The sequence below is a fragment of the Muricauda sp. MAR_2010_75 genome, from assembly GCF_000745185.1.
In the GTDB taxonomy this organism is placed as follows: Bacteria; Bacteroidota; Bacteroidia; order Flavobacteriales; family Flavobacteriaceae; genus Flagellimonas.
The window spans coordinates 733,108-745,273 of record NZ_JQNJ01000001.1 but is presented as its reverse complement, the minus strand read 5'-3'; the positions used below and the strand labels follow the sequence as shown (position 1 = coordinate 745,273).

Genomic DNA, 12,166 nt, shown 5'->3' with positions numbered 1-12,166 from the left:
ATAGACAGAAAAATGAAAAGAATAAATCAATATATAATATTGGCCTTTTTTACAGGCTTGTTCATGTTGACTTCTTGTGAGTCTACTGAATTAGATCTTACCAATGACCCAAATTTTTTAACACCTGAGCAAGCGAGCCCCGACTTCTTTATTGCCTCTTTGGAAGAAGATTTTGCCAGACAATTGGATGGAGATGCAAACGGAGATTCTGGGGATAATTACGTAACCGGTGGTTTCCAAAATGGCGATGGACTTTCTCCATTGGGCATGGAGCTTACACGTATTATGCAGATGCGTAGTAGGAACTATGAAAGTACATATCAAGATAGTGATGTGGATGATGAATGGGACAATGCATATAGAGGTATCCTGAAGGATATCCGTTTAATGACCCCATTGGCTGAAGAGGCGGGACTAACCAGACACATAGGTATTGCACAGTTCATAGAAGCCTATGTCATCTCATCATTGGTCGATTTCTTTGGTGATGTTCCCTATTCAGAGGCAGTTCAGGCACCGGATATTGTTAATCCGGTATTGGACACTGGAGAATCTGTTTATGCAGCAGCCCAATCTCTATTAGATCAGGCCATTGTAAACTTTACCAATACAACGGCAGCAAATCCGTCATTGGAACTGTTTTACAATAATGATTACAGCAAATGGGTAAAAGCAGCCAACACCCTTAAGATGAAACTATACCTTCAGACAAGATTGGTAGATCCAGGAGCCGTAACTGCGTTTAATGCAATTGTAGCATCAGGAAATTATATCACGGACTCGACGGATGATCTAGATTGGAATTGGCCAGGGACCAGTGCAGCACAGCCTGACAATAGACACCCTCGATATGGGTTGAACTATGTATCCAACGGGGCTTCGGATTATTGTTCCAATTGGCTAATGGGATTGATGCAAACAAATAACGATCCTAGGATTCGTTATTATTTTTATAGACAAACTAATGCTGTTCCTGGGCAGGAGATTGCTCCTGATGAACAAACCATTCGTTGTTCTCTCCAACCCTCACCTATCCACTATGTAAACGGTGGATTTACATTCTGTTCTCTGCCAAACGGCTATTGGGGTCGAGATCATGGTGATGATGAAGGTACTCCGCCTGATGGCCCTAAACGCACTACATGGGGTGTGTATCCTGTGGGGGGACGCTTTGATGACAACTACTTTAAGCCTGTGGCACAGCCAACAGATCCCCTCTCTTTTGGGGGGGGAGGTACTGGTATAACCCCTATCCTTAATGCTTTTATGGTTGATTTTTGGCGTGCTGAAATAGCTTTAGCGCAAAGTGATGCCACAACAGCACGAACTTTTATGGAAGCAGGTATTACAAAGCAGATTGCAAAGGCACGTGGTTTTGTCTCTCTGGACCCAAATGCAGACTTATCTTTTGAACCTACAATAATGGATGTTGCCAATTTTATTACCGCCCAAGGGGATGCTTTTGAAAACGCATCTGGGAGAGATCAATGGAACATTTTGGCAGAGAACTATTTTGTCTGTCATTATGGTAATGGAATTGAAACGTACAATTTTTACAGAAGGACTGGGTTTCCAAATAGTTTACAGCCCAATAGAGAAGGAAGTCCAGGAACATTCCCAAGGATAATGTTCTACCCAAACCAAGCAGTAACTTCAAATGCCAATATAACGCAAAGGACAACCTTGTCGGAGCAAGTTTTTTGGGACAACAACCCCTCGGGGCCAGCATTTCCGTTTTCGAACTAGTCAAATAAGAAATGACGAAACAAAAAATTAATATCATGAGAAAAATAAATTTATATATATCATTTGCCACCTTAGTTTTGTTGATGGGAATATCTTCGTGTAGTTCAGAAGACAAACTTGTAGATGAAGTTCTGGCAAAAACAGAGCGTGGATTAATATTGAGAACCATTGCAGTTAATAGTGCGACATTCGATTTCTTTGATCCGTCATTATCGTGGAGTGTAACAGTAGAAGCTCAGGATTCTGAGAATGGAGAGCTTCTTTCGGCAGTAGAAGTTTATATGACCTTTATTGATGGTAATACCCCTGGAACGGAAGCGTTGGTAAAAACCATTCCTGCCTCGGCTTTCTCCGAGGGCCCCTTTGGACTTCCAAGAGGCGAAATTTCCGCAACTTTGGCTGAAGTGCTTACAGCACTTGGATTACAAAATGGTGACTATGACAGTTCAGATTCCTTTAACATAAGACTTGTGGCTGTTCTTACTGATGGAAGAGAGTTTACAAACAATGCGGCTGGTACAGTAGCGAACGGTTCATTTTTTAGTTCGCCATTCGCTTATTCGGCTCAGTTTTTCTGTTCATTGACTGATGCCTCAAATTTTGACGGTAATTATGTTGTAGTGGCAGATGCATGGGCAGACTATGCTGAAGGGGATGCCATTCCTGTGGAGTTCGTTTCAGATTACACATTCCGAATTTTGTCTACAAATAATCCATTTATAGCAAATCCAGGGACTTCTTATATGGAGTTGACCATAGACCCGACGGATGGAAGTGTCACAGTAGCTTCAAACGAATGTTTTAATTATGGCGCGGGTTTCTGTCTTGACGTCACTGGAAGTGGAAGTGTCGGTACATGTACAGGGGACATAAATGTGGTCATTGATTTTGGAGGATTTACCGGTAACGCGTTCTCTCTCACAAAACCATAATTACTTTAAAAGCATAATAGAAAAAGCTCCTATTTGGGAGCTTTTTTGATTATGTTTATATCGATGCCTTCTGGTTATCAGCATTGGAACTACCCTACCTAATTGTATTTTCCTACCACAGAATATGTTGTAAAAATCATCTATAATATCCTAAAAACCAGCCTATAAAAAGAGCAATTACTGCGCATTATCCTGCACGAAACACAAAAGAATTCGGCAGAATATGGAGATTGGTGACAAATTTCCGATATTGCACCGCTTTTTAATGGGATATTAGCTCAGTTGGTTTAGAGCACTGCCTTGACAGGGCAGAGGTCACTGGTTCGAATCCAGTATATCCCACTTTTCTACTCGTATTTAGCAATCTGTTTTCTTAGTTTTTGGTTACTCCGCTCCAAACGTTCGTTTTGGTGCCGTAAACGGCCCAATGCCTTTTGTAGGGCTTGTAGGCTTTCTTGTTGCAGGCCAATGATTTGTTCTAGGTCTGATATGGTGAAACTTTTGCTCATGACTTCTAATTTATTTGCATATAAAGACAATAAATGTTGACTTAAAAATATAACAAAAAGCTTATTAAAGCAAATAAAATGATGTAAAAAACAAATAAAGTTGTTTATTAAATCAATAATTATTACTTTTTCAATCAATTAAATTTGTTTAATTCACAAATAGATTTAATCTAAGGGCAATAAAAGTGGCCAAAAAAGTAATTAATAGACTTAAAGTTGTTTTAGCGGAACAAGGAAGGACCAATAAATGGTTGGCTGGGAAGTTGGACAAAAATACCGCAACTGTATCTAGATGGTGTACCAACGACGTGCAACCTTCTCTTGAAACATTGGTGGAAATAGCAAAAGTGTTGGATGTGGATGCAAGGGAATTAATTGCTTCGACTAAATAAAGTTCAAATAACAATATGATGTTCAGGAAAATGTTACGAATAGCTGCTTGTCTTTTTATCATTTTTCAGTCAGTTTCGTGTATTTCTCAATCCACCAATGGTTTCAGTATTCAGGGAAATTGGTTTCCAGAATATCTAGGGAATATTAACGAAGCTTACACGGAATTCTATATCGATGATACTAATATTTATTATTTTAATCCTACTTCAGAGTCAATTTCGGCCAATGAATATTATATCACCAATTCAAAATTGTATTTCAGAAATGTCAATGTTGATTCTGATAAGCTAATGGGAACTTTTTCAATCAAAAAGGATACTTTAATTATTGTTAATGAAGCAGGAAATAGCTTATTCTTGAAACAAAAGGAATTGCCGAATTTGGAAGATTTAATCAATGATGATACTTCCTTTGATATTTTTTTCGAGGGTTATGTTAATCGTGAAGCTATTTGGAATGAAAACAAGCACAAGCCGCAATGATAAAGTTCAAATAAATGATTTCAGAAAGGAATCCTTATTGTTGTGAAATGATGAAAGTCTTCACAACATTTAATTGTGATTTACACAAAGACAAATATGAGTGCCCCGATACTTTAATTGACCATAATACTAAGTCGGAGTATTATTCGATAATCATTCATGATGGTGGAACTTCAGGAATTGAAATCAATTTTTGCCCGTGGTGTGGAACTAAATTATAATAATAAAACTACAACAAATCCAACACTCGCTCCAAGGCCATTCCTCTACTTCCCTTGATCAACACCATTCCCTTTTCTAATGGATTTTTTTGGAGGTGTTCTTTTAAAGCATCAAAGGAGTCAAATTTGGCAAGTGATGTTTTTGTTCCAAAAAAGCTCTGCCCTACCAAGAAGACAGCATCGAATTCAAGCGCTTTCGCCAAATCGGCGATAGCTTGGTGTTCTTCAGCAGCGGTTGGCCCCAGTTCAAACATATCACCAATAATGAGCGTTTTATTTTCCGCTTCCATGGCATTGAAGTTTTCCAAAGCAGCACGCATGCTGGTGGGGTTGGCATTGTAGGCATCCAAAATTATTTTCAGCCCGTTTTTCTCTATGAGCTGCGAGCGGTTGTTCTGCGGTTGGTACGATGCAAGAGCCGTTTTAATGTCTTCCAAGGGGACATTAAAATATTTGCCCATCAAAATGGCAGCGCAGCAATTGGGGAAATTGTACTTTCCAATGAGTTGCGTTTTCATTCGAATTCCTTCGACTTCAAGAACCACATACGGATTGGCTTCAATGAATTGGATATTATAGTATTGGTGGTCTTTTGTGCTGAACCCTATTTTTTTGATGTAAGAATCCAACTTTTCCCGTTGAATGGGGTCGTCCGCATTCATGAAGATATGCTTATCATGGGTCATAAGGTGTTCATACAACTCACTTTTCCCCTGAATGACACCTTCCACACCTCCAAAACCTTCCAAATGGGCTTTTCCAAAGTTGGTGATGTAACCGAAATCGGGTTGGGCAATGCCACATAGAAATGCAATTTCCCTTTTGTGGTTGGCGCCCATTTCAACAATGGCAATCTCGGTATCTTTTTCTATGGATAACAAAGTCAGTGGAACACCGATATGGTTGTTGAGGTTGCCTGTGGTGGCTATGGTCTTGTATTTTTTGGAGAGTACGGTGTTGATCAATTCCTTTGTGGTTGTTTTTCCGTTGCTGCCTGTAAGGGCAATGATTTGGGCCTTGCTTTGTTTTCTGTGATACAATGCAAGTTCTTGAAGGGTTTCCAAAACATTCTGGCATAGAATATATTGTCCTGAGGCATTGTATTCTTCCTCATCAATTATGGCATAGGCGGCACCTTTTTCCAAGGCTTCCTTCGCAAACTCATTTCCGTTGAAATTGGGTCCTTTCAAGGCAAAAAAGAGGCAGTTATCCGTGATTTTTCGCGTATCTGTGCAGATGGTGGGGTGCGCTAAAAAAAGCGTATGAAGCTGTTCCATTGTCATAAATCGAAGATAAAAAAAAGCCCCGACCAAATGTCGGGGCTTTTAAAAATTCGTAAGATAAATTTATCTAGCTTTTTTATGTCGAACCGTCTTGTTTTTGGTTTTGGATTTTGATCCAACCCTGGACATGGCACATCTGAATCCGATATCGTCCGTGGCCATATATTGTGGCAGGTATCTGCGTTGTGCTGGGTCTAACCAGAAAGCCCTGTCCCTCCAAGAACCTCCTTTGTACACACGAACTTCATCATTGATCAATGAGGTTCTATAGTTGGAGGTGTCATATTGACGAACAAGCTCTCCAGTGGAATCACGCTCTACCTTGTGTTTTGGAGAATCGTACATTTTCCTGTTGTCTTCTTCATCATTGAATCTACTAAAGAATCTGGAGGATCCTGGGTCACCATCTCTATATCCACGGTTATCGCTTTTGTCAAAATTTGTTCTTAAATAGGTTTCTTGCTCTGTAACCGGAACTTCTTTGATTTCACCGGGAAGGTTAACAGCAACAATTTTTCCGTTGGGCAAAGTGTCATAAACAATTTTGTCTTCCAATATCTCAACTTTGCCATCTTCACCAATGGCCTTTTTCATGAAAACGTTCCCACGATAGTAGTTGAAGTCACTGATTTCATCATCCACAATAGGTCGATATACATCGGCTACCCATTCGCTAACGTTTCCGGCCATATCATATAGGCCAAAATCATTGGGTTTGTACGATTTAACCTGGGCGGTAATATCGGCACCATCATCAGACCAACCTGCGATTCCACCATAATCCCCTTTTCCTTGCTTAAAGTTGGCCAACTGGTCTCCACGACCTACGCGCTGTCCATTTCGGGTATAATCTCCTTCCCAAGGATATTTTTTTCTACCGCGGTAGTTGTTATATTCCCTTGACCCTACAAGAGCCTGAGCGGCATATTCCCATTCGGTTTCCGTAGGAAGTCTATATTCAGGCATGATTACGCCACTGCTTCTTTTAGCAAATGCATTGATGGAATCACGCTTTTGTTTTCCTTGTAAAGAATCAATTTCACCACCATATACAGACTCTGGATTGTTCAGATAGGCCTCGGTGCTGAAGGTTCCCTCAACTTCACCATTCATTACTTTATACTTGGTGTCATCGGCCAAATAACCTTCTCTTTCCAACATTAATTCGTTTACCCTGTCTGTCCTCCACTCTGCATATTGAGTAGCCTGTACCCAATTAACACCAACAACAGGATATTCAGCGTAAGCTGGATGCCTTAGGTAGTTATTGGTCATGGTCTCGTTAAAGCCCAACCGGTTTCTCCAAACCAAAGTATCTGGCAAAGCCCCTTTGTAAATGTTGGCATAGGTGGGATTTTCTGGAGGGTAGACCTCTTTTAGGTAATCCAAGTACTCCAAATACATCACATTGGTTACCTCGGTTTCATCCATGTAGAATGATTGTACGTGTTGTTGTGTAGGAGTGTTGTTCCAATCATGCATAATGTCATCCTGGACCTTACCTTTGGTAAAGGTTCCTCCTTCAATAAAGACAGTTCCGGGAGGGGTTTCCTGCTCCTTAAAATCTGAATTGTATTGAAATCCACCTTCTTTCGCATTAATTTTCCATCCCGTGGCTCTGGAGACGTCTTTAGAGGATGATGAGTTTTTACAACTCGAAAAGCTTCCCACTACAATGGCGCAAGAAAGTACAACTTTGATAAAGTGCTTTTTCATAATTTGGGCTTGAGTACTTTAAACTTAAGGCTTTACGCCCTCAGTAACTTCAATTTGTTTTGATTTTTTAAATCCTTCAATGGCATTAAAACGATGTTTTAACCATAATATTTTGTGCTCATAAAATATTTGTATCAATGCCGTTATCAACAATTGCTACACTTCTGTAACGCATCTGGGTTTAAAATAGTATGGATCGTCTTTGTTTTAACGATTTTATATGTGATTAGAACGGAAAAACAGGATTTAATTCATACATTATCTTGTCATTTGTCTAAAATTTGTTCAAAAAACGGCACCACGCTATAAGAATTTGCCCAAAAGCCCGTTTACATGTAAACGTCTATGACAGTTTTTAAACCTAGAACTTTACTATTCACTAAATACACTAATACGTTAAAATGAAAAAGTTACTGATATTGGTAGTGTTCCTTGCCGTAATTCCTCGGTTGAGCGCACAGCAAGAAAGAGCCATTACAACAGCCGTTCCTTTTTTGACCATTTCTGCAGATGCCAGGGCCTCTGGTATGGGTGATATGGGCGTGGCTACCTCTTTTGATGCGTATTCGCAACAATGGAATCCCGCCAAATATGCATTTGCAACCCAAAAAATGGGAGTGGGTGTAAGTTATACGCCCTATTTGGAAACTATTGTCAATGATGTATCCTTGTTAAATGCCAATTTTTATAATAAGCTCAATGAACGAAGTGCTTTTGCTTTTAGCATTAGGTATTTTGGTTTGGGAGAGATTGAGTTCAGAAGGGATTTTACGGAAATTAATCCACGAATCGTAAAACCCAATGAGTTTGCATTGGACGGTTCCTATTCCTTGAAGTTGAGCCAAACTTTCTCTATGGCTGTTGGCGGGCGATTTATAAGTTCCAATCTAAGGTTTCAGGATGAGACACAGGACTCACAGGCGGCCAACGCCTTTGCTGTTGATGTAGCTGGGTTTTTCCGTTCCAGGGAAATTGCATATAACAATTTTGATGGCCGTTGGAGAGCTGGTTTCAATATTTCTAATATTGGAGGTTCCCTACAATACGATGAAGGAGGACAGGAAAACTTTTTGCCCACCAACTTAAAATTTGGTGGTGGATTCGATTTTATTTTCGACCAAGACAACGTTTTGGCCCTGAGCACCGAGTTCAACAAACTATTGGTGCCAACCCCAAGGGATTTTAATGGAGACGGGCAAATAACACCTGAAGACAATGATGAATACCAAAACATTAGCTTCTTTAAAGGAATTTTTGAGTCCTTTGGTGATGCCCCCGATGGTTTCAGTGAAGAACTTAAGGAAATCACTTGGGCACTTGGTGCCGAGTATCGGTTTAGGGAAGCCTTTATGTTGAGAAGTGGGTATTTTAATGAAAGTGAAGAAAAAGGATCCCGTAAATTCTTTACGTTGGGAGCTGGTTTCAAATTTAAATCGGCGCAGATAGATCTTTCGTATCTGTTCTCTACCTCACAGGTGAAGAACCCTTTGGAAAATACACTTCGTTTTTCGCTTACCTTTAATTTTGGCGAGGAGTTCTATAACGATTAAAGAACCATAAAATAGTATTGTGAAAAGCCTGTCCACCAACAGGCTTTTCTTATTTTTGGTAAAGACCCAATTAATATGGAAAAAAAGCAGATCAGTTTTGAACTTTCCATCTATGAAGATGTAAGCGAGCTTTCACAAAGTGAGCAAAAATTGTTACATGCCGCCGAGCAAGCCCGTGAAAATGCCTATGCGCCCTATTCCAATTTTCAGGTTGGGGCCGCTGTTTTACTTGCAAATGGGGAGACTGTTATTGGGAGTAATCAAGAAAATGCATCCTACCCTTCGGGACTCTGTGCAGAACGTGTGGCCGTATTTCAGGCTGGGGCAAGATACCCCAAAATCCCCCTTAAAATATTGGCAATAAGCGCACGATCAAAAGATCATTTGGTTGATTTGCCCGCCGCGCCCTGCGGCAATTGCAGGCAGTCCATTATGGAATACGAACAAAATCAAAAATCACCTATTGTTATCTTGCTAAAGGCAGAAAAGGGTCCAATATATAAATGTAGTTCCATGGCAGATATTTTGCCCTTGGCTTTCAATAGTTCATTTTTGGGGGATTCTTAAACCAATTCTTTTTCCAAAACAGATATATATGTATTTTTGCTCTCCCTACTGCTAGGGAATTTCACACTAATAGTATCGTTGATGAAAAAAATCACCAAAGAAGTTTACCTTAAATGGTATGAGGACATGTTGTTCTGGAGAAAGTTCGAGGACAAATTGGCCGCTGTATATATTCAACAAAAGGTTAGGGGCTTCCTCCATTTGTACAATGGCCAGGAAGCTGTTTTGGCAGGATCTCTCCATGCCATGGACCTTACCAAAGACCGGATGATAACCGCGTACCGTAATCACGTGCAGCCCATTGGAATGGGAGTGGATCCCAAACGTGTTATGGCCGAGCTTTATGGTAAGGTTACGGGAACCTCAAAAGGTATGGGAGGCTCCATGCACATTTTTTCCAAGGAGCACCGCTTTTATGGTGGTCATGGAATTGTAGGGGGACAGATTCCGTTGGGAGCTGGACTGGCCTTTGCCGATAAATATTTTAAAAGGGATTCAGTAACGTTATGTTACATGGGAGATGGTGCCGTGCGTCAAGGTTCGTTGCACGAAGCATTTAACCTGGCCATGTTGTGGCAACTACCTGTTGTGTTCATTTGCGAGAACAATGGTTACGCCATGGGAACATCAGTGGCCCGTACTTCCCACTCCACAGAAATCTGGAAATTGGGCTTGGGTTATGAAATGCCCTGTGGGCCTGTGGATGGAATGGACCCAGCCATTGTGGCCAAGGAAGTGGACAAAGCCATTGAACGTGCCAGAACGGGTGGTGGCCCAACCTTCTTGGAGATGAAGACCTATCGTTATCGAGGACACTCCATGAGTGATGCGCAGCATTATCGTACCAAGGAAGAAGTGGAGGAATACAAAAAAATAGACCCCATTACTCAAGTAAAAGATATTATTCTTGAAAAGGGATATGCTTCAGAAGATGATTTAAAGAAGATAGACAAAGGTGTAAAAGCTTTGGTGAGCGAATGCGAAAAATTTGCGGAAGAATCCGACTTTCCACCAGTACAGCAACTGTACGATATGGTATACGAACAAGAGGACTATCCATTTTTACAACATAAATTATAAGTAGATGGCAGAAGTAATCAACATGCCGAGATTGAGTGATACCATGGAAGAAGGTACCGTGGCAAAATGGCTCAAAAAAGTAGGTGATAAAGTGGAAGAAGGCGATATTTTGGCCGAAATCGAAACCGATAAGGCTACCATGGAGTTTGAATCCTTCCATGAAGGAACACTTCTTCACATTGGAATAGAGGAAGGTGATGGTGCTCCGGTTGATTCACTTTTGGCCATAATCGGTGAAGAAGGTGAGGATATTTCTGCCTTGCTCAATGGAGGAGGTGCAGCCGAATCCAAAGAAGAAACCGCTGAGGCTCCCGAAGCCAAAGCTGAGGAAAGCTCTACTGAACCAGCCAGTGCACCTACTGAAATACCAGAAGGGGTTGAAATCATTACCATGCCCCGTTTGAGTGATACCATGGAAGAAGGAACCGTGGCCAGTTGGTTGAAAAAAGTGGGTGATGAAGTGGAAGAAGGCGATATTTTGGCCGAAATCGAGACCGATAAGGCAACAATGGAGTTTGAATCTTTTTACTCCGGTAAATTATTGCACATCGGTATTCAAGAGGGCGAAGGTGCCCCTGTTGATTCACTTTTGGCCATCATTGGCCCAGAAGGAACAGATGTGGATGCCGTATTGAAGGCGCAAGCGGGTGGCGGCTCCTCGGCAAGTGCACCTAAAGAAGAAGCTACACCAAAAGAGGAGTCTAAAATAGAAGAAGCACCTAAGGTAGAAGCTACCACTTCCCAAGATGGAGCTCGCATTTTTGCTTCACCATTGGCCAAAAAAATAGCGGAAGAAAAAGGTATCGACCTTTCCAATGTAAATGGTTCAGGTGATAACGGAAGAATTGTGAAACGGGATGTTGAAAGCTATCAGCCTTCACAAACCACTGCTCCCACTGCAGAAAAATCCAGTGAAACAGCTACGGCACCCGTGGCCCCGATAAGTTCGCCTGTAGGTGAAGAGAGTATGGAAGAAGTGAAGAACTCTACCATGCGTAAGGTAATTGCCAAGCGTTTGGGTGAGTCCAAATTCACCGCGCCACATTACTATCTTACCATTGAGGTGGATATGAGCAATGCAATGGCTTCAAGGTCACAAATCAATAATTTGCCCGATACCAAAGTATCGTTCAACGATATGGTATTGAAAGCCTGTGCCATGGCCCTTAAAAAACACCCACAAGTAAATACTTCTTGGAATGGTGAAACTACGGTCTACAAACACCATGTGCACATGGGTGTGGCCGTTGCAGTGGATGAAGGACTTGTTGTTCCCGTGATTAAATTTGCCGACCAACTCAGTCTAACCCAACTTGGAACTGCTGTGAAGGACTTGGCAGGTAGGGCAAGAAGCAAGAAAATAAAACCCGATGAAATGGAAGGAAGCACCTTTACCGTTTCCAATTTGGGAATGTTTGGTATTCAGGAGTTTACTTCAATCATCAATCAGCCCAACTCCGCTATTTTGTCCGTGGGCGCTATTGTGGAGAAACCCGTGGTCAAAAATGGACAAATCGTGGTTGGAAACACCATGAAGATAACATTGGCGTGCGATCACCGAACCGTGGATGGTGCCACAGGGGCACAGTTTCTTCAGACCCTAAGGGCCTATTTGGAGAATCCGGTGACCATGTTGGCATAAATTGTCAGTTTCGAGAGCAGTCCAGAACTTACTATATAGAAGCAT

General features: G+C 41.3%; 12 protein-coding genes and 1 tRNA gene. 10 read left to right on the top strand and 3 right to left on the bottom strand.

Annotated elements, in window-relative coordinates; all coding sequences use genetic code 11:
* Positions 1 to 12: 12 nt before the first annotated feature.
* From FG28_RS03350 to FG28_RS03340, 3 genes are all read left to right on the top strand, one after another.
* Entirely contained in the window at positions 13 to 1,746 is a 1,734-nt protein-coding gene (locus tag FG28_RS03350) for a SusD/RagB family nutrient-binding outer membrane lipoprotein (RefSeq protein WP_036386104.1), read from the top strand.
* 35 nt (positions 1,747 to 1,781) lie between these two features.
* The gene (locus FG28_RS03345; RefSeq protein ID WP_156102192.1) at positions 1,782 to 2,678 is read left to right on the top strand and encodes a hypothetical protein; all 897 of its coding nucleotides are present in this window, start codon (positions 1,782 to 1,784) and stop codon (positions 2,676 to 2,678) included.
* Positions 2,679 to 2,945: 267 nt separating this feature from the next.
* Positions 2,946 to 3,020, top strand: a tRNA-Val gene (locus FG28_RS03340).
* Positions 3,021 to 3,025: 5 nt separating this feature from the next.
* Here FG28_RS03340 and FG28_RS20555 read toward each other — a convergent pair.
* Entirely contained in the window at positions 3,026 to 3,187 is a 162-nt protein-coding gene (locus FG28_RS20555; RefSeq protein ID WP_156102191.1) for a hypothetical protein, read from the bottom strand.
* A gap of 185 nt (positions 3,188 to 3,372) precedes the next feature.
* Here FG28_RS20555 and FG28_RS03330 point away from each other — a divergent pair, with 185 nt between their 5' ends.
* From FG28_RS03330 to FG28_RS21110, 3 genes are read left to right on the top strand one after another with little or no spacing between them, the layout of a single operon-like run.
* Positions 3,373 to 3,579 carry a helix-turn-helix transcriptional regulator gene (locus FG28_RS03330; RefSeq protein ID WP_036379977.1) on the top strand — a complete coding sequence of 69 codons (207 nt, stop codon included), beginning with the start codon at positions 3,373 to 3,375 and terminating at the stop codon, positions 3,577 to 3,579.
* A 15-nt stretch (positions 3,580 to 3,594) separates the two neighbouring features.
* A complete protein-coding gene (locus FG28_RS03325; RefSeq protein WP_036379976.1) occupies positions 3,595 to 4,062 on the top strand; it encodes a hypothetical protein in 468 nt (155 codons plus the stop codon).
* Positions 4,063 to 4,076: 14 nt separating this feature from the next.
* On the top strand, positions 4,077 to 4,283 hold the full coding sequence (locus FG28_RS21110; RefSeq protein ID WP_081894204.1) for a DUF6980 family protein: 207 nt from the start codon (positions 4,077 to 4,079) through the stop codon (positions 4,281 to 4,283).
* An 8-nt stretch (positions 4,284 to 4,291) separates the two neighbouring features.
* On the opposite strand, the gene murF is transcribed toward FG28_RS21110, so the two are convergent.
* Both murF and gldJ read right to left on the bottom strand, forming a co-directional pair.
* Positions 4,292 to 5,566, bottom strand: coding sequence for a UDP-N-acetylmuramoyl-tripeptide--D-alanyl-D-alanine ligase (gene murF / locus FG28_RS03320; RefSeq protein WP_036379973.1), 1,275 nt, complete (start codon positions 5,564 to 5,566; stop codon positions 4,292 to 4,294).
* Positions 5,567 to 5,629: 63 nt separating this feature from the next.
* Positions 5,630 to 7,282: a gliding motility lipoprotein GldJ gene (gene gldJ, locus FG28_RS03315; protein WP_036379971.1), complete on the bottom strand. Its 1,653-nt coding sequence runs from the start codon at positions 7,280 to 7,282 to the stop codon at positions 5,630 to 5,632.
* Between the two features lie 401 nt (positions 7,283 to 7,683).
* Between gldJ and porV the strand changes: the two genes are divergently transcribed.
* From porV to FG28_RS03295, 4 genes are all read left to right on the top strand, one after another.
* Entirely contained in the window at positions 7,684 to 8,832 is a 1,149-nt protein-coding gene (gene porV / locus FG28_RS03310) for a type IX secretion system outer membrane channel protein PorV (protein ID WP_036379969.1), read from the top strand.
* Between the two features lie 75 nt (positions 8,833 to 8,907).
* Complete coding sequence (cdd, locus tag FG28_RS03305; protein WP_036379967.1) at positions 8,908 to 9,399, top strand: cytidine deaminase; 492 nt, start codon at positions 8,908 to 8,910, stop codon at positions 9,397 to 9,399.
* Positions 9,400 to 9,480: 81 nt separating this feature from the next.
* The gene (pdhA, locus tag FG28_RS03300) at positions 9,481 to 10,479 is read left to right on the top strand and encodes a pyruvate dehydrogenase (acetyl-transferring) E1 component subunit alpha (RefSeq protein WP_036379965.1); all 999 of its coding nucleotides are present in this window, start codon (positions 9,481 to 9,483) and stop codon (positions 10,477 to 10,479) included.
* A gap of 4 nt (positions 10,480 to 10,483) precedes the next feature.
* Complete coding sequence (locus tag FG28_RS03295) at positions 10,484 to 12,121, top strand: pyruvate dehydrogenase complex dihydrolipoamide acetyltransferase (RefSeq protein ID WP_036379960.1); 1,638 nt, start codon at positions 10,484 to 10,486, stop codon at positions 12,119 to 12,121.
* Positions 12,122 to 12,166 lie beyond the last annotated feature (45 nt).